The organism is Bacillus sp. AC266 (genome assembly GCF_979253805.1).
Genome location: NZ_CEEDEC010000001.1, coordinates 1,075,837 through 1,094,625, shown reverse-complemented (window position 1 = coordinate 1,094,625; position 18,789 = coordinate 1,075,837). Strand labels below are relative to the sequence as shown.

Annotated in this window: 16 protein-coding genes; 12 read left to right on the top strand and 4 right to left on the bottom strand. The window is 34.5% G+C overall.

Going from position 1 to position 18,789, the window contains the following annotated elements; translation table 11 throughout:
• Positions 1-42 precede the first annotated feature (42 nt).
• The 3 genes from AC0IXC_RS05555 to AC0IXC_RS05545 are packed head-to-tail and all read left to right on the top strand — an operon-like array spanning position 43 to position 4,159.
• Positions 43-1,752 carry an acyl-CoA dehydrogenase family protein gene (locus AC0IXC_RS05555; RefSeq protein WP_471652692.1) on the top strand — a complete coding sequence of 570 codons (1,710 nt, stop codon included), beginning with the start codon at positions 43-45 and terminating at the stop codon, positions 1,750-1,752.
• A 16-nt stretch (positions 1,753-1,768) separates the two neighbouring features.
• The gene (locus tag AC0IXC_RS05550; protein ID WP_002031851.1) at positions 1,769-2,659 is read left to right on the top strand and encodes an NAD(P)-dependent oxidoreductase; all 891 of its coding nucleotides are present in this window, start codon (positions 1,769-1,771) and stop codon (positions 2,657-2,659) included.
• Positions 2,660-2,698: 39 nt separating this feature from the next.
• Complete coding sequence (locus AC0IXC_RS05545) at positions 2,699-4,159, top strand: CoA-acylating methylmalonate-semialdehyde dehydrogenase (protein ID WP_002031853.1); 1,461 nt, start codon at positions 2,699-2,701, stop codon at positions 4,157-4,159.
• A gap of 106 nt (positions 4,160-4,265) precedes the next feature.
• On the opposite strand, the gene AC0IXC_RS05540 is transcribed toward AC0IXC_RS05545, so the two are convergent.
• Together AC0IXC_RS05540 and AC0IXC_RS05535 are read right to left on the bottom strand one after the other, a co-directional pair.
• Positions 4,266-4,898, bottom strand: coding sequence for a LysE family translocator (locus AC0IXC_RS05540; protein WP_085960726.1), 633 nt, complete (start codon positions 4,896-4,898; stop codon positions 4,266-4,268).
• A gap of 159 nt (positions 4,899-5,057) precedes the next feature.
• A complete protein-coding gene (locus tag AC0IXC_RS05535; protein WP_471652691.1) occupies positions 5,058-6,110 on the bottom strand; it encodes an enoyl-CoA hydratase/isomerase family protein in 1,053 nt (350 codons plus the stop codon).
• Between the two features lie 350 nt (positions 6,111-6,460).
• Here AC0IXC_RS05535 and AC0IXC_RS05530 point away from each other — a divergent pair, with 350 nt between their 5' ends.
• The 4 genes from AC0IXC_RS05530 to AC0IXC_RS05515 all read left to right on the top strand — a co-directional run bounded on the left by AC0IXC_RS05530 (position 6,461) and on the right by AC0IXC_RS05515 (position 11,401).
• A complete protein-coding gene (locus AC0IXC_RS05530) occupies positions 6,461-6,718 on the top strand; it encodes a hypothetical protein (RefSeq protein WP_002012747.1) in 258 nt (85 codons plus the stop codon).
• Positions 6,719-6,902: 184 nt separating this feature from the next.
• Entirely contained in the window at positions 6,903-7,142 is a 240-nt protein-coding gene (locus tag AC0IXC_RS05525; protein WP_002085739.1) for a DUF2584 family protein, read from the top strand.
• Positions 7,143-7,157: 15 nt separating this feature from the next.
• Entirely contained in the window at positions 7,158-8,315 is a 1,158-nt protein-coding gene (locus tag AC0IXC_RS05520) for an exonuclease SbcCD subunit D (protein ID WP_002012752.1), read from the top strand.
• Entirely contained in the window at positions 8,312-11,401 is a 3,090-nt protein-coding gene (locus AC0IXC_RS05515) for an AAA family ATPase (protein WP_471652689.1), read from the top strand. The genes AC0IXC_RS05520 and AC0IXC_RS05515 overlap by 4 nt, the downstream gene beginning before the upstream one ends.
• Positions 11,402-11,561: 160 nt before the next feature.
• Here AC0IXC_RS05515 and AC0IXC_RS05510 read toward each other — a convergent pair whose 3' ends face one another.
• On the bottom strand, positions 11,562-11,735 hold the full coding sequence (locus AC0IXC_RS05510) for a hypothetical protein (RefSeq protein WP_002157923.1): 174 nt from the start codon (positions 11,733-11,735) through the stop codon (positions 11,562-11,564).
• 336 nt (positions 11,736-12,071) lie between these two features.
• Here AC0IXC_RS05510 and AC0IXC_RS05505 point away from each other — a divergent pair, with 336 nt between their 5' ends.
• A complete protein-coding gene (locus AC0IXC_RS05505) occupies positions 12,072-12,371 on the top strand; it encodes an ArsR/SmtB family transcription factor (protein ID WP_002012759.1) in 300 nt (99 codons plus the stop codon).
• Between the two features lie 63 nt (positions 12,372-12,434).
• On the opposite strand, the gene AC0IXC_RS05500 is transcribed toward AC0IXC_RS05505, so the two are convergent.
• The gene (locus tag AC0IXC_RS05500; protein WP_002012762.1) at positions 12,435-12,620 is read right to left on the bottom strand and encodes a YkvS family protein; all 186 of its coding nucleotides are present in this window, start codon (positions 12,618-12,620) and stop codon (positions 12,435-12,437) included.
• A gap of 692 nt (positions 12,621-13,312) precedes the next feature.
• On the opposite strand from AC0IXC_RS05500, the gene AC0IXC_RS05495 reads away from it, so the two are divergent.
• The 4 genes from AC0IXC_RS05495 (at position 13,313) to AC0IXC_RS05480 (ending at position 18,785) form a co-directional block, all read left to right on the top strand.
• Positions 13,313-14,515: an L-lactate MFS transporter gene (locus AC0IXC_RS05495; RefSeq protein WP_002085734.1), complete on the top strand. Its 1,203-nt coding sequence runs from the start codon at positions 13,313-13,315 to the stop codon at positions 14,513-14,515.
• Between the two features lie 629 nt (positions 14,516-15,144).
• A complete protein-coding gene (gene dhbA, locus AC0IXC_RS05490; protein ID WP_471652688.1) occupies positions 15,145-15,930 on the top strand; it encodes a 2,3-dihydro-2,3-dihydroxybenzoate dehydrogenase in 786 nt (261 codons plus the stop codon).
• Positions 15,931-15,956: 26 nt separating this feature from the next.
• Positions 15,957-17,156 carry an isochorismate synthase DhbC gene (dhbC, locus tag AC0IXC_RS05485; protein ID WP_326996804.1) on the top strand — a complete coding sequence of 400 codons (1,200 nt, stop codon included), beginning with the start codon at positions 15,957-15,959 and terminating at the stop codon, positions 17,154-17,156.
• A gap of 12 nt (positions 17,157-17,168) precedes the next feature.
• Positions 17,169-18,785 carry a (2,3-dihydroxybenzoyl)adenylate synthase gene (locus AC0IXC_RS05480; protein WP_063219574.1) on the top strand — a complete coding sequence of 539 codons (1,617 nt, stop codon included), beginning with the start codon at positions 17,169-17,171 and terminating at the stop codon, positions 18,783-18,785.
• Positions 18,786-18,789 lie beyond the last annotated feature (4 nt).

The following is an 18,789-nucleotide window of genomic DNA, read 5'->3' as shown; positions in this document are numbered from 1 at the left end:
TATGCAAAAATCAACGAAGGCCGAAATGATAGGGGGATTCAGATGGAGAAAACGAAGTTACCATGGGATGAATTTTTTTCACTCAATAAAGATGTGAATAATACTTTCTTTACACCAGAAGATTTTTCAGGGGATGAAGATTTAATTGCAAAAACGACAGAACAATTCGTTAAACAAGAAATTGTCCCGCAAATTGAGAATATTGAACAACATAACTATAAAGTTTCTCGTCAATTATTTGAGAAAGCTGGGGAACTTGGATTATTAGGCATTGAGGTACCAGAAGATTATGGCGGATTCGAGTTAGGAAAGGCTGTCTCAGGTCTTGTAGCAGAGAAAATGGGTTACGCTGGTGCATTTAGCGTTTCTTTTAATATACACGCCGGTGTAGGTACGTTGCCTTACATATATTATGGAACGAAAGAACAGAAAGAAAAATATTTGCCGAAAATTGCGTCTGGAGAATGGATTGGGGCTTATGCTTTAACTGAGCCAAATGCTGGTTCTGATGCATTAAGTGCAAAAACGAGTGCAGTATTGAATGAAGATGGAACTGCTTGGAAGTTAAATGGTGAGAAGCAGTGGATTACAAATGCTCATATGGCAGATGTATACGTTGTTTTTGCGAAGACAAATAAAGGAATGACAGCGTTTATTGTCGAAAGAACATGTGAAGGTGTATCCATTGGACTAGAAGAAAAGAAAATGGGGATTAAAGGTTCTTCAACAGCGACGCTTATTTTAGAAGATGTTGTCATCCCTGCTGAAAATGTTTTAGGGGAAGTTGGGAAAGGGCATCACGTAGCTCTTAATATCCTTAACTTTGCTAGACTAAAACTGGCTTTTGGAAATATTGGAACAGCAAAACAAGCAATTGGTTTATCGGTTCAATATGGAAAAGAGCGAAAACAGTTCCAAACGGAATTAGTAGATTTTACGATGATTCAAGAGAAAATTGCCAATATGATTATTTCTACATATGGAGCAGAAAGTGCAGCTTACCGTACAGCGGGTGTAATTGATGAAGCAATTCATGAGAGTGATGAAGATCTTATGAAAAAAATGTCCCAATTTGCAATTGAATGTGCACTGAATAAAGTAAACGCTTCTGAAACACTTGCTTATATCGTAGATGAAGCTGTACAAATTCATGGTGGTTACGGTTATATGCAAGAATACGAAGTAGAACGATTATATCGTGATGCTAGGATTAGTCGTATTTTTGAAGGAACGAATGAAATTAATAGATTAACAGTTGCAAAAATGTTAATGAAGCAAATCGAGCAAATAGAAGATGCTGAAGTAGAAATTGATGTGGCAAATGTAGAAAGAAACCATCGTTACATTTTATTAGCGAAAAAATTGTTGAAACAATCTTTGAAAACGCTCTCTAAAAATCCAGGTTTAAAAATTGAGCAAGAGCAAGAATATTCACGCGTATTATCAAATATGTTGACGGACGTGTACGTCATGGAATCAGCATTTTTACGTACGAGGAAAGCAGTTAGTAAAAATGGTGAGGAAAAAGAGCGTACGAAACAAATGATAACAGATGTTATTTGTGAAGAAGGATATCGTAAAGTAGAAGAATCCGCGATTTCCATTCTTTCAGCAGCTGTCACAGAAGAACAAAATAGACAAGAAATATTAGCTGAAATCCGTCAATTATTAGTGCCTTTATACTCAAACTTATTTACGAAAAAGAGAGATATTGCGAAAGTTATTATAAATCGCGGGAAATATATTGTGTAAATAGGAGGAAAGCGATATGAAAAAGATTGGTTTTATCGGTTTAGGTAACATGGGTCTTCCAATGTCTAAAAATTTAGTTAAATCTAGCTACACAGTATATGGAGTGGACTTGAATAAAGAGGCGGAAGCTTCCTTTGAAAAAGAAGGAGGAATTATCGGCCTATCAATCTCAAAACTAGCAGAGACATGCGATGTGATTTTTACAAGCTTACCATCACCTCGTGCTGTTGAAGCGGTATATTTTGGGGAAGAAGGATTATTTGAAAATAGCCACTCGAATGTAGCTTTAATTGATACAAGTACAGTATCTCCACAATTAAACAAACAATTAGAGGAATCGGCGAAGGAAAAGAAAGTAGACTTTTTAGCAGCACCTGTTAGCGGTGGGGTAATTGGTGCAGAAAACCGTACATTAACGTTTATGGTTGGTGGATCGAAAGAAGTGTATGAGAAAACTGAATCTGTCATGGAAGTGCTTGGAGCGAATGTTTTCCATGTTAGTGAGCAGATTGATAGTGGTACAACTGTTAAATTAATTAATAATCTATTAATTGGTTTTTATACAGCTGGTGTGAGTGAAGCTTTAACATTAGCGAAAAAGAACAATATGGATTTAGATAAAATGTTTGATATTTTAAATGTAAGTTACGGTCAAAGTAGAATTTATGAGCGTAATTATAAAAGTTTCATTGCATCAGAAAATTATGAGCCAGGCTTTACTGTGAATTTATTAAAGAAAGATTTAGGATTTGCGGTAGATTTAGCGAAAGAAAGCGAACTTCACTTACCAGTAAGTGAGATGCTATTAAACGTATATGAAGAAGCGAGTGAGGCAGGATATGGTGAAAACGATATGGCTGCTTTATATAAGAAAGTTAGCGAACAATTAATTTCTAATCAAAAATAGTGCACTTATAAAAACCATGATAAAAAAGGAGAGAATATAATGATTACAACTGAAATTAAACGAGTGAAAAATCATATTAATGGCGAATGGGTAGAATCTACTGGTACGGAAGTAGAAGCGGTTCCGAACCCGGCAACCGGAAAAATCATCGCTTACGTTCCACTTTCTCCAAAAGAAGATGTTGAAAAAGCTGTTGAAGCGGCAAAAGCGGCATACAAAACATGGTCTAAAGTGCCAGTTCCAAATCGTTCAAGACAACTATACAAATATCTACAACTGTTACAAGAAAATAAAGAAGAGCTTGCAAAAATCATTACGCTAGAAAACGGTAAAACGCTAACGGATGCAACTGGTGAAGTACAGCGTGGTATTGAAGCGGTAGAACTTGCAACATCAGCACCAAATTTAATGATGGGACAAGCCCTTCCGAATATTGCTAGTGGAATTGATGGATCGATTTGGCGCTACCCAATCGGAGTTGTTGCTGGTATTACACCGTTTAACTTCCCGATGATGATTCCATTATGGATGTTCCCACTTGCAATTGCTTGCGGTAATACATTCGTATTAAAAACATCTGAAAGAACGCCACTTTTAGCTGAGCGACTTGTAGAGTTATTCTATGAAGCTGGTTTTCCAAAAGGGGTATTAAATTTAGTACAAGGCGGAAAAGATGTTGTAAATAGTATTTTAGAAAATAAAGATATTCAAGCAGTTTCGTTTGTTGGCTCTGAGCCAGTGGCACGCTACGTATATGAAACTGGTACAAAAAATGGTAAACGTGTACAAGCGTTAGCAGGTGCGAAAAACCATGCGGTTGTTATGCCAGATTGCAACCTTGAGAAAACAGTACAAGGTGTAATTGGGTCTGCGTTCGCAAGTAGTGGAGAGCGCTGCATGGCATGTTCAGTAGTAGCAGTAGTTGATGAAATTGCTGATGAATTCATTGATGTATTAGTAGCGGAAACGAAGAAGTTAAAAGTAGGTGACGGTTTCAACGAAGATAATTATGTTGGACCATTAATCCGTGAATCTCATAAAGAACGTGTTTTAGGCTATATTAATAGTGGTGTAGCAGATGGAGCAACTTTACTAGTAGATGGCCGTAAAATCAATGAAGAAGTTGGAGAAGGTTACTTTGTTGGTGCAACAATCTTTGATGGTGTAAATCAAGAAATGAAAATTTGGCAAGATGAAATTTTCGCTCCGGTATTAAGTATTGTAAGAGTAAAAGATTTAGAAGAAGGTATTAAGCTGACAAATCAATCGAAATTTGCGAATGGTGCTGTTATTTATACATCAAATGGAAAACATGCACAAACATTCCGAGACAATATTGATGCTGGTATGATTGGTGTAAACGTTAATGTTCCAGCACCAATGGCATTCTTCGCATTTGCAGGAAACAAAGCTTCATTCTTTGGAGATCTTGGTACAAATGGTACGGATGGCGTTCAATTTTATACACGTAAAAAAGTTGTAACTGAGCGCTGGTTTTAATAAAGTGAAATGATAATGAGTGGGGTGCATTCCCACTCATTATAAAAATAATACAAACGAAAATACACTACTCATAATGGAGTAGTGTATTTTCGTTTGTATTGTGTTAACTATTTCTTTCAAAGGCTAATTTAATACCAAACCCAATTAAGACGATTCCTGTAATCCCTTGAATATAACGCTGTGTCTTCGGTTTTTTCATAAAAGCACTAATTTTATCAATTAAAAATATATAAAAAGCAAACCAAATGACGGTTAAAATGAGATAAGTAAGTCCCATAACGAGAAGTTGTATAAATGTATTATGATTTGGATTTAAAAACTGTGGTAAAAAAGTTAAAAAGAAGACTGCAATCTTAGGGTTTAGTAAATTTGTAAGAAACCCTTGGCGAAAGCAAGAAGTATGTTTATTGTCATTATTTATTGGAACGTCATTTGTATTTAAGTCTTCTGTGTTTCTTACTGCTAAAAGGGCTTTAATACCAATATAGACTAAATATACAGCACCAACATATTTAAAAATAGAAAATAAAAGAGCAGACTTTACAATAAGTGCTGAAAGACCAATTACAGCAGCTAAAGTGTGAATTAAAAGCGCAACACAAGTACCAAAAACAGTTTTTACGCCGCCGATTTTGCCGGCAATCAATGTGTTTTTCGTAGCCATTGCTGTATCAGGACCGGGTAGAATAATAAGACATATAGACATAATAATAAACAGAAAAAAATTTTCCATAATGTTATCCGCCTTCCTTTTTTGTTTTTAGAAAATTCGATTAACGTTAGTTTAACATACATTTTAGTTAAATAAAATTAAATTATATTTAAAATTATTTAACTAAAAAGAAGAGGCCATATAGAGTAGCTGAGAGTGTGCTACAATATATGGCCTCTTTGTTTAAGCGTTAAGTAAGTTAAAGAATCGATTTACATCTTCTTCTGAAACATCACTTAATTGTTTATATTTATAATTTGGATTTTGGTCTTTATCAACTACAACGGAGCGTACTCCTTCAAAGAAATCTTCATGTCGCATGAAGTTTTTAGCGAGTATAAGATCTGTCGCGAAACATTCTTCAACTGACTTTTCTTGGCCATCAATAAACTGTTTTAATGTTACCTTTAATGAAACAGGGGATTTGGATAATAGCTTTTCTTTCGTTGTTTGGGCAAATGGACTTTGATCTTTCTCTAACGATTGAATGATTCCCTCAATTGTATCGAATGCAAAATGCGAATTAATTTCTTCTACTGAGGAAGAAAGATTGCCATCTAAGTTTGGAGCAGTTGCAAATGTACGAATAACTTCTTTTAAATGAGTATGTACATCTTCTTTTTTCCAATTTACATTTTCAAGTGCGGTAAGGAAATTTGGTAATGAATCTGATGTCATAAAGTAATCAGCAGCGTTAATATATAATACATCAGGAGCTTTTAAAATAGATGCCGTTAAAGCAACATATCGACCAGTATATCCAGGCGCTTTATTTAAGAAATAAGCAGCACCGACATCCGGGAAGAAACCGATGTTCATTTCAGGCATTGCCCACTTCGTACGCTCTGTTACAATTCGATACGTCGCTCCATTTGTCAGACCGACACCACCGCCCATTACAATTCCATCTAAACAAGCGATAATTGGTTTTTTGTATTGATAAATAAATGTATCAATTTCATATTCTTCTTCAAAAAACAGCTCTGCATGTTGTAATGCAACTTCGTTAGAACGTGCTTCGTATAGCGTTTTAATATCACCACCTGCACAAAAACCTTTCGTCCCAGCTCCTTTTAAAACGATGAGTTCAATACGCTCATCTTGCTCCCATTCTTTAAGTTTTTGCCCAATTGGTTGTAACATGTCATAGGATAAAGAATTAAGTGCTTTTGGACGGTTTAAAGTAATAGATGCAACGCCGTTTTCGCTAACAGAAAATAAAACGTGTTCAGTCATTATAAATCCTCCCTTACTTATCTTTCTATTCTTATTTCTTGATACATGTTGAAATGTCCTCTATAATTTTTGTCTAAATTAGGTGCTTAGTGTTAGTATTTATCGCATATTTTGACGAGTTATATTTGCAGGATTTCAGAGAATGAAGAGGAATATTACAACATTACTGTAAGTGCTATTATTTGAAAATGTCGTGTTGAAGGCGCTATTATATGTATAACTTATATTGAGTTAGTATACGTGGTGTAAATTAAAGAGTGGATGTAGAAAAAGTTAAAAGGCTGAATTATCTAACTTTTAAAGAGCGCGGGGTTTGTATATAATTAGAAATAGAGAAAGGAGAGATCGGAATGCCAGGACCTTTACTATTGTCGGTTATTATTTTGTCATCTCTTATGGTAGGAATTACACAGTATTTTCATCATACAGATACGACAGAAGAAGTGAAGGCTAAGGTACGTCTCGTGTTTCCGATTTTTATAATATCTATTTCCATATGCTTTTTATTAAATAAAGATGGGTATGTTGTGGCCGTATTTGCGTTTTTTGTAGCGATTGTCTTAATAACTGTATTGTACTACGTTATGAAAGAGTACTTACAAAAATAAGGATGCCTGAAAGGGCATTTTTATTTTTGTAGATTAATAATTTCACATACCGTATTTCATATAAAAAAACATAAAACATTTATAATTAAAAAAGTATGTACATCCCGGTGTATTTACTTGTCAATCTTGCAGGACCACTATACTATTAAAATGTAAAGATTAGAAAAAAGGGGTTGTATCTAGCATGAAATTTGAGATGCATACAAAAATTATTTCAAATGAAAAAGAAGTAAGATTACATATAGAAGATAATTTATTTCAATTAATTTTAGATGGTTATCATCTATTTACTATTCAAGAAATATTGCCTTTATATAAATCAAACGAAGAAAGAATCGGTAGTGCAATTGTCCAAAAGTTAGAATGGGAGAACGGAAAAACTACACTAAACTATCAGCTTGTTTCACTACAATCAGTAAACTAAAAGGAGAAGGGTAATATGAAGTTTTTTCATACAGCGGATTGGCATTTAGGTAAGCTTGTTCATGGTGTATATATGACTGAAGACCAAAAAATTGTGTTAGATCAGTTTGTACAAGCTGTTGAAGAGGAAAAACCGGATGCTGTAATTATTGCAGGAGATTTATATGACCGAGCAATTCCACCTACAGAAGCAGTAGACTTATTAAATGATGTATTACAAAAGATAGTTATTGATTTACAAACACCAATAATCGCAGTTGCAGGAAACCACGATAGTCCGGACCGCATACATTTTGGTAGTAATTTAATGAAAAAACAAGGATTACATATTGTTGGACAATTCCAGTTTCCATACAATCCCGTTGTTTTAAATGATGAATACGGAGAGGTTCATTTCCATCTCGTTCCGTATGCAGATCCAAGTATTGTTAGACATATATTGAAAAATGAAGATGTTCGTTCTCATGATGATGCGATGCGTATTTTTATGAACGAACTCTCTGAAACGATGGATAAAGAAGCGAGACACATATTTGTAGGACATGCATTTGTAACTTCTTCAGGAGAGGCAGAGGAAAATACGAGTGATGCGGAACGACCACTTTCAATTGGTGGTGCTGAATATGTAAATAGCCATTATTTTGATAAATTTCATTACACGGCGCTTGGCCATTTACATCAAGCGCATTTTGTACGTAATGAGACAATTCGTTATTCAGGTTCACCACTTGCATATTCTATTTCTGAAGAAAAGCATAAAAAAGGATATTATATTGTGGAACTGGATGAAAAAGGTGAAACAACAATTGAAAAACGTTTACTTACACCACGTCGTAAAATGCGTACAGTAGAAGCGAAAATAGACGATTTATTGCTTCATCCAGTGAGTGAAGATTATGTATTTGTGAAATTATTAGATGAAAATCCTGTCTTGCAGCCAATGGAAAAAATACGTTCTGTATACCCAAATGCAATGCATGTTGAAAGATCTATTCAAAGACGAGAGTTCACAGATGAAAATGAAGTAACTGTTTCAAGACATAAAACGGATGATTTATCTCTTTTAAAAGCATTTTATAAAGAAATGAAAGGGCTAGATCTATCAGAAGAGAAAGAACGTCTATTTTTAGATGTTTTGCAAACAGTGCAAGAACGGGAAGGTGAGCGAGGATGAGACCGATTCAGCTTATAATGACCGCGTTTGGTCCATATAAACAGAAAGAAGTAATCGATTTTAAAGATCTTGGTGAGCATCGTATTTTCGCTATTTCTGGAAATACAGGAGCTGGAAAGACAACGATTTTTGATGCAATTTGTTATGTATTATATGGAGAAGCTAGTGGAGAAGAGCGCAGTGATACTAACATGCTTCGTAGCCAATTTGCTGATGATGATGTTTATACAAGTGTGGAATTAACTTTTCAATTAAAAGGAAAAAGTTATGAAATTAAACGACAACTGGGCCATAAAAAACAAGGAAATAAAACAATTACAGGACATGCAGTCGAATTATATGAAGTAATTGATGAGGAGAAAGTTCCATGTGTCGATCGTTTTCATGTAACGGATGTAAATAAAAAAGTTGAAGATTTAATGGGATTAAGTAAACATCAATTTAGCCAAATTGTCATGTTACCGCAAGGAGAGTTCCGAAAATTATTAACATCTGAAACGGAAAATAAAGAAGAAATACTACGCCGCATTTTTAAAACAGATCGTTATAAATTAATGCGTGAGATATTAGATCAAAAGCGTAAACAATGGAAAGACGTCTTACAAGAAAAACAAAAAGAACGTGAGCTATATTTCCGTAATGTATTTAAATTACCAATACGTGATGGGGCATTATTAGAGACATTAGTGGAGCAAGAGCATGTAAATACACATCAAGTAGTAGAGGCATTAGAACAAGAAACAATTTGGTACAATGCAGAGGTTGAGCAATTACACTTAGAACAAAATGACAAAACGAAACAATTAAAAGAAGCAGAGGCACGTTTTCATGCAGCAAAAGCTGTAAATGAGAAATTCAAAGATTTAGAACAAAAGAATGAGAAGTACAGTATTTTACAAGAAAACCGTGCCGTAATCGAAATGAAAGAAAAATCTTTTAAACATGCGGAACAGGCGAAGCGATTATTACCATTTGAGCAATGGTATGAGGAAGCGATGCAATATGAACAGCAGTCTGAAAGTTTGTTAAAACAGATAATCGCAAAAAAAGAGCATATAATGAACAGTTTTGCACTTGCTCAGGAGAAATATGAAGCATTAAAGAATAAGGCATCCGAGCGAGAAAATGCTAAAAAACAAGTTCAAAGACTAGAAGAGTTACAGCCAATTATTGCATCATTAGCTGAGAAAAAGTTAAATTTGCAAAATGCTGAAATTCACATAGGAAAATTAAAAGAAGGTATGCAAAAGTTAGAGGAACAACTAGAAGCGCATAAAAATGAAAAACAAAGAATGTCTGGCGAATTACAGCAATTAGAAGCAGCGCTTGAACAATATGTAGCTAAAGTAGAAGAACTAACGAATATGCGAGAAGATGCAAAAGTATTAAAGCAGGCATATGATGTATGGCAAGAAAAACAAAAATACGAGCTAGAAAAAGAAAGTGCGTTTCATAAGATGCAACAGGCAGTTAGTACATATGAAAATATGGAACGCCGCTGGTTAAGTGAACAAGCTGGTATATTAGCTCTTCATTTACATGATGGTGAATCTTGTCCAGTATGTGGTAGTATGGACCACCCGAAAAAAGCTACAGAGCAAAGTAATGCAATTGATGAAAAAGAGTTAAATGAGCTAAGAGAAAAGAAAACTATTGCGGAAAAATTACATGTTCAATTAGAAGAAAAGTGGAATTTCTATCGAGTTCAATATGAACAAGTGATAGAAGAAGTGCTAAAGCGAGGCTATCGCTCAGAAGAATTAGTAGAAACATATAGTGCGCTCGTTCAAAAAGGAAAGCAATTAGCAGCAGAAGTTAATGCGTTAAAAGCAAGTGAAGAAACGCGTAAGCAAATTGCTGTGAATATAAAAAGCGTAGAAGAAAAAGTAGAAGAACTCCAGAAACAAAAGCGTGAAGTAGAAACTGTGCAGCACCGTACTGAAATGGAGTGTATGCAGCTTCGTACGTCATATGAACATGATAAGCAAAATATTCCGGAAAGCTTGCAAACGGTACAAGCTTGGAAAGTACAGTTTGACCAAGCTCTGCAAGAACTTAGGTTAATGGAAGATGAATGGGAGAAAGTACAAGAGGCGTATCAACATTGGCAAAATGAAAATATACGTATTCAAGCAGAACATGATAATGCTTCTAATCAATTTAATAGTGCAAAAGAGAAGAAAGAAGAGACGTTCACACGCTTTATGAAAGAGCTAGAACAAAGCGGATTTACAGATCAATTAACATATAAAGAATCCAAATTAAATGATGCTGAGATGGATAAGTTACAACAAGAAATCCAAAGTTATTACTCATCTCTAGAAGTACTTACAAAACAAATTGAAGAATTAAAAGCAGACTTAAAAGATAAAGAGTATATGGACATTTCTTCATTAGATGAGCAAGTGAAAGAATTGGAAATTAGCCTTGATATTATTAAAGAAAAACGACAACGTGCTCAAAACGCCGTATCATATATTACGGATTTACATGAAAATATTAAACGAATTGATGAACAAATTCATGAGGAAGAAAAAGCATTCCAAGAACTTGTTGATTTATATGAAGTAATGAAAGGGGATAACGATAGTCGTATATCCTTTGAACGTTACATCTTAATTGAGTATTTAGAACAAATTGTTCAAATTGCGAACGAACGACTACGTAAATTATCAAATGGACAATTTTATTTAAAACGAAGCGAACGAGTTGAAAAGAGGAATCGACAAAGTGGATTAGGATTAGATGTATATGATGCATATACAGGTCAAACCCGAGATGTAAAAACATTATCTGGCGGTGAGAAATTTAACGCATCACTTTGCTTAGCACTTGGAATGGCAGATGTAATTCAAGCGTATGAGGGTGGTATTTCCATCGAAACGATGTTTATCGATGAAGGATTCGGCTCATTAGATGAAGAGTCATTAACGAAAGCAGTTGACGCCCTAATCGACTTGCAAAAATCAGGTCGCTTTATCGGTGTAATTTCACACGTTCAAGAACTGAAAAATGCAATGCCAGCTGTATTAGAAGTAACGAAGCAGAAGGATGGGTGTAGTCAGACGAGGTTTGTGGTGAAATAAGCTTGTCAAATTGAAAGTATCTATCCTTACTTTGAACATTGTACCAAATTGTTATAACGTTTTTTCAATTAAGTTCAAATGAATTTAATAATGTTTTTATATAAAGCCGTCTCTATAGTAGAGGCGGCATCTTTATTATTTAAAGGAATGAATGATGCAATTATGAATCATTTGAAGAAGGTGGCGTATTTGCCAAACGATTATAACTTTTAAAGGCTGAAATTGCAGATATAACACCACCTGTTAAAAATAAAGCTGAACCACCAACTAAAATAATACGACTGACATATGTTTCACGAGCTTCTTCAACTTGTTCTTGTGACGGTGTTGGCATATAAAGTCCCCCTCAATATTAATGTGTTTTGCAATAGTATATACAAATGCCTAAAATATGTTAAAATCACTGGATAGTATTATGAGGAAGTATATAGTTAGATGTGAATTGTTTGAAAAATCTTCATTATAAATTTATGCTAACTTCACATAGAGCACAAATTGAAATTGTATTATGTATATGTACCAAATAGATGAAATTGTATAGTATTGCTGTTTTTAAATAATCAAAATCCTATTATTTCTATATAAGGGTCTTAATTGTATATTTAGAGATAATATTTTATTTAGAAGCAGATTTTAATAAAAAGGAATTCAAATAAAAGGGGAATGTCTTATGACAACATATACGAGCGAGATAAAAAAAAGTTTAGTAACTGAAGAAGATGTGGATATTTTAAAAATAATGGCGCATCCAATACGATTACAAATTGTAAATGAATTAAGTGCACGCAAAACTTGTAATGTAACACAATTAACAGAAATATTAAATATTCCTCAATCGACTGTTTCGCAGCATTTATCAAAAATGAAAGGTAAAGTGCTAAGAGCTGAGAGAAGAGGGTTAGAAATTTATTATTATATTAATAATTTAAAAGCAAGCAAGATTGTTAGTGTTTTAGGATATGTAAATTAATGAATTGTTATTATACAAAATAGCCTCCGCTGTTAAGCAGGGGCTATTTTGTATTGTATTGTTTTATTTATTTGCATTTAAAATTTTATAGTTTTTATGATTTACAATTGTTCGGTCAAATTCAAAAGTACCACCGCTTACATCTGTGACTTCAACTAAGACCGATTCAGTGTATAGTTTTAGTACAGATGCTGTGATCTTTAAGTTATTTCGTTGAAATAGTATAGTATCGCCTACGTTTGCTTTCATAGTACCTCCTTATAAAAGTCAGAAATGTTTGTTTATTATATATATTAAACCACGTATAGATATATTAGTGAATGTTTAGTTTTATTTATCAATAAAATATTTGTTGTTTAATAAAAATTAAAGTGCAAAATTATGTAAATGAATTATATATTTTCTGTTTTTATGTAGAAAATTGTAAAAAACGTTGTACTTTTGTATGTTTCGTTAGAAAACAAGATATACGGAAGTGGAAATGGTGGGATTTTTGATTACAAGCATTGTAACGAGAAGCCAGATTACAAGACTATTAAATGATTTGTATTAAGAAATATAGACGCAACATGTTATAAAGCTGGGGAGTTAAAAAGAATATGGTGTTTTTTTGTTTATATAGGATAATCAAAATTTTGAAGTCCAGCCATGGTGTAACAGGGCGCATAACTTTGTATAAAAGAGGATATGAAAACACACATAAGTCGTATTGATGTAAAACATTATAAAAACTACTACGTATTTAACAAGTAGTTTTTTGTATTTCACCCTTCGTTTTCTGTAACTGATTCCATATTTTTGACGCTCCATCTTGTAAGTGCTTACATAAGCGAAAACATCCTATACAATGAAGTTGTTAAGTCGAATGAGGTGGCGAAAATAAAAATAAAAAAAGCATATTTAGCGAATAGCATTGAAATAGAAAGAGGAGGAGAGATGGTATGAAAAAATCATCGGTTAATCCATGGCTTGTTGTCCTTGGAACAGTCATAGTACAAATGGGGCTTGGTACGATATATACATGGAGTTTATTCAATCAGCCCTTAGTGAGTAAATACGGTTGGAGTCTTAACGCTGTTGCTATAACTTTCTCAATTACTAGCCTGTCTTTAGCGTTTTCAACTTTGTTTGCGAGTAAATTGCAAGAAAAATGGGGACTTCGTAAACTTATTATGATAGCTGGACTAGCATTAGGAATTGGATTAATACTTAGTTCACAAGCTTCCTCATTAATATTGCTTTATGTACTAGCAGGGGTTGTTGTAGGTTATGCAGATGGTACAGCATATATCACTTCATTATCCAATTTAATAAAGTGGTTTCCAAAGCGTAAAGGTTTAATTGCTGGTATTTCTGTCTCTGCATATGGTTCAGGTAGCTTAATTTTTAAATATATTAACGCACAGTTAATTGAATCAGTTGGTGTATCACAAGCGTTTATATACTGGGGTTTAATTGTTACAGCTATGATTGTCCTTGGCGCTTGTTTAATCCATCAAGCTGCAGATCAAGGAGCAGTTCATGAAACAAAAACTCAGGAATATACAACGAAAGAAATGTTAGGCACAAAACAAGTATACTTATTATTTATTATGTTATTTACATCATGTATGAGTGGCTTATACTTAATTGGTATGGTAAAAGACATTGGTGTTCAACTTGTAGGGCTTAGCGCAGCGACAGCAGCTAATGCGGTGGCTATGGTTGCAATCTTCAATACATTAGGTCGTATTATTTTAGGGCCGTTATCAGATAAAATCGGCCGTTTAAAAATCGTTACTGGTACATTTGTTGTTATGGCAGCTTCAGTCTTGGTTTTAAGTTTCGTAGATTTAAATTATGGTATCTACTTCGTATGTGTAGCAAGTGTAGCGTTTTGCTTTGGTGGAAATATCACTATTTTCCCAGCTATCGTTGGTGATTTCTACGGTATGAAAAATCATAGTAAGAACTACGGAATTGTGTATCAAGGATTTGGATTTGGAGCGCTCGCTGGTTCCTTTATCGGTGCAGTTCTAGGTGGGTTCAAACCAACTTTCATGGTGATCGGCGTATTATGTGTCGTATCATTTATTATCGCACTTTTAATCCAAGTGCCTAAGCAGAAAAAAGAAAAAGAAGAAGAGTATCGCAGTGTAGCGTAAGTATATAAATCTTCTTTAACACTATGTTTACTAAAAAGCACCCTATTTAATAGGGTGCTTTTTTATGAATTACAACATGTGGAATTTTCTAGAGGCAAAAAAATGAGTAAAGTATCCGTTTGGATTATATTGGAATATCATAAATTGATATATTATATTCGAAATACTTATTAAATCTTAAATTATAAACACGACATGCATCGGTAATTGCAAGATATACTTTCTTGATATTTTCAGAAAAATGTTGAGAAAATATATACTTGAGTTTTTGGTAAGGCTTTGTAAATGAAGGTATCTACAGTTTATCTTCTTCAATTTTAAAAAGAGGAGTACGAATTAAATTTTTTAATGTAAGTACTTATTAATGCTTTTAGATGTAATTGTATTGAGAAGTACTAAAATATTTTATCTGAAAAATAAAAATAGGTTGACAAGTTTATTGAGAAAGATTATCATTTCGATGTAAGAATATTAAATGAAAAACATTATCAATGAATAATATTTTGATGAAAAGTACACTTGACCAATTAGTTTAGTAAGTGTATTATTTTTTACATTGATAGTGATAATCGTTATCATTATCGCTATTTGTTTAATTAGATTAATTTTCAAATGAAAGGATAGAGGAAATGAACTTAGGGGAATTTGATGGAAAAACGGTTTTAGTAACAGGTGCAGCTCAAGGTATAGGCAGTGTTGTTGCCAAAATGTTTTTAGAAAGAGGAGCTACAGTTATTGCGGTTGATCAAAATGAAGAGGGGTTAAACGTACTCTTAAATGAAAATGAATTAAATGAAATACGTATGAAAATATTTCATTTAGATGTGAGTGATAGTACCGCTGTTGAAGATATGGTAAACGGTATTGAAAATGATATAGCACCAATAGATATATTAATAAATGTTGCAGGGGTATTACGTATGGGACCAATTCACTCTTTAAGTGATGAAGATTGGAATAAAACCTTCTCTGTAAATTCTACAGGAGTTTTCTATATGTCTCGAGCAGTAAGTAAACATATGATGCAAAGAAAGTCAGGGGCAATTGTTACAGTTGGTTCAAATGCGGCAAATACTCCGAGAATGGAAATGGCTGCGTACGCTGCATCAAAAGCCGCAACGACAATGTTTATGAAGTGTTTAGGGTTAGAGCTTGCAGCATACAATATTCGCTGCAACTTAGTTTCTCCTGGTTCTACTGAAACTGAAATGCAAAGATTACTATGGGCTGATGAGAATGGAGCTGAAAATATAATTGCTGGTTCTCAAAATACATATAGACTCGGTATTCCGTTACAAAAAATTGCACAACCTTCAGAAATTGCTGAAGCAGTATTGTTTTTAGCTTCTGATAAAGCGAGTCATATTACAATGCACAATTTATGTGTCGATGGCGGAGCTACATTAGGAGTTTAATAAAAAATTCAGGAGGTTATTATACTATGAATGAACTTACAGCCGTAAAGGAACTGTCAGAAAAACTTTTAGAAGATTATAAGACAGAATCTTCATTCTTTTTCGCTTCACCAACTCGAACAATATTAGCAGAAGGAGAGTTTACTACAGTAAAACATCGTGAAATTGAAAGCTTTCCAGAACTTGTACAAGCGGTATTAAGTAATGCAAAACAAGCCGGAAATCCGAATCCTATCGTTGTTGGTGCTTTGCCCTTTGATCGTAGAAAAGAAGTTCAACTTATCGTACCAGAACATAGTAGAATTACTGAGCGTTTACAGTTAGAGACGACAAATGAGATAAAACGAAATGAGAAACTGACATTTGAAATGACACCGGTTCCAGCTCCTGAAGTTTATATGGATGGTGTGAAGCAAGGAATAGCAAAAATTCAGGACGGAGATTTAAGGAAAATCGTTCTATCTAGATCATTGGATGTTAAGTCTTCCGAGAAAATTGATCAACAAAAACTACTTCGTGAATTAGCGGAACATAATAAGCACGGCTACACATTTGCTGTTAATTTGCCGAAAGATGAAAACGAGTACAGTAAGACGTTAATTGGAGCAAGTCCTGAATTACTTGTTTCACGTCATGGTATGCAAGTAATTTCTAATCCGTTGGCTGGCTCAAGACCACGAAGTGAGGATCCAGTAGAAGATAAAAGAAGGGCAGAAGAATTACTTTCTTCTCCAAAAGATTTACATGAACATGCGGTAGTAGTTGAAGCGGTTGCCGCTGCGCTTCGCCCTTACTGTCATATATTACATGTTCCAGAAAAACCCTCAGTTATTCATAGTGAAGCAATGTGGCATTTGTCTACGGAAGTGAAAGGTGAACTAAAGGACCCAAATACGTCTTCTTTAGAATTAGCAATTGCTCTTCATCCTACGCCAGCAGTTTGCGGAACTCCAATGGAAGAAGCGAGAGAGGCTATTCAAAAAATTGAGCCATTTGACCGTGAATTCTTTACAGGAATGTTAGGGTGGAGCGATTTAGATGGAGATGGCGAATGGATTGTTACAATTCGTTGTGCTGAAGTGCAAGAGAATACACTTCGCTTATATGCAGGTGCTGGAGTTGTTGCTGAATCAAAGCCAGAAGATGAGTTAGCAGAAACATCTGCTAAGTTCCAAACAATGTTGAAGGCTTTAGGGTTAAGAGATAATGCGCTGAATGAAAAATAGGGGGAAGAAAGAATGTTAATAGGTTATACGGAATGGCCAAAAGAATTTGCCAATCGCTATCGAGAAGAAGGGTGTTGGCTTGGAGAAACATTTGGTTCGATGTTAAAAGAACGCGCTGAAAAATATGGGGATCAAATTGCGGTTGTAAGTAGTAATACGCATATAACGTATAGTGAACTTGATAAAAAGGTAGATCGCTTAGCTTCAGGTTTACTGAATTTAGGAATAAAGAAAGAGGACCGAGTTGTAATCCAGTTGCCTAATATTATAGAGTTTTTCGAAATATGCTTTGCGCTATTTCGCATTGGAGCACTCCCTGTTTTTGCACTACCTTCTCATCGCAGTAGTGAAATTAGTTATTTTTGCGAGTTTGGTGAAGCGAGTGCTTACGTTATTTCAGATAAGGCTCTCGGCTTTGATTATCGAAAACTAGCAAGAGAAGTGAAAGAGAAAGTTCCCGCTTTACAACATGTAATCGTAGTGGGGGAAGAAGAAGAATTCGTGAACATAACTGATCTTTATATGGATCCGATTCCGTTACCAGAAGTTCAGCCAAGTGATGTTGCGTTTCTCCAATTATCAGGAGGGACGACAGGACTTTCTAAATTAATTCCTAGAACACATGATGACTATATTTATAGTTTACGTGTTAGCGCTGACATTTGTAATTTAAATGCAGAAAGTGTCTATATGGCAGTTCTTCCAGTAGCACACAATTACCCGATGAGTTCTCCAGGGACATTTGGAACTTTCTATGCGGGTGGAAAAGTAGTATTGGCAACTGGAGGCAGTCCAGATGAGGCATTTGCTCTTATAGAAAAAGAAAAAGTTACGATTACAGCGCTCGTTCCACCATTAGCAATGATTTGGCTTGATGCAGCATCTTCCCGTAACGACGATTTATCGAGCCTGCAAGTTATTCAAGTAGGAGGTGCGAAATTTAGTGCCGAAGTTGCGAAGCGTATTCGCCCTACATTTGGATGTACGTTACAGCAAGTGTTCGGTATGGCAGAAGGGTTAGTAAATTACACAAGATTAAATGATCCTGAAGAAATCATTATTCATACGCAAGGTAGACCGATGTCTACATTCGATGAAGTAAGGGTTGTTGATGAAAATGATAACGATGTAAAACCCGGTGAAGTAGGAAGTTTATTAACAAGAGGGCCATATACAATTCGTGGTTATTATAAAGCGGAAGAGCATAATGCACGATCATTTACAAAGGATGGATTTTATCGTACAGGAGATCTTGTGAAAGTAAATGAACAAGGTTACATCATTGTAGAAGGAAGAGATAAAGATCAAATTAATCGTGGCGGTGAGAAGGTTGCTGCGGAAGAGGTTGAAAATCATCTATTAGCACATGATGCAGTACATGATGTAGCAATTGTATCTATGCCTGACGATTATTTAGGAGAACGCACTTGCGCTTTTGTTATCGCTCGTGGACAAGTTCTAACTGCAAACGAATTAAAAATGTTCTTAAGAGAACGTGGTATAGCAGCTTATAAGATTCCAGATCGAATTGAATTTATTGAATCATTCCCACAAACAGGTGTTGGAAAAGTAAGCAAAAAAGAATTACGTAAAGTCATTGCTGAAAAACTTATTACAGTAAAACAATAATAAA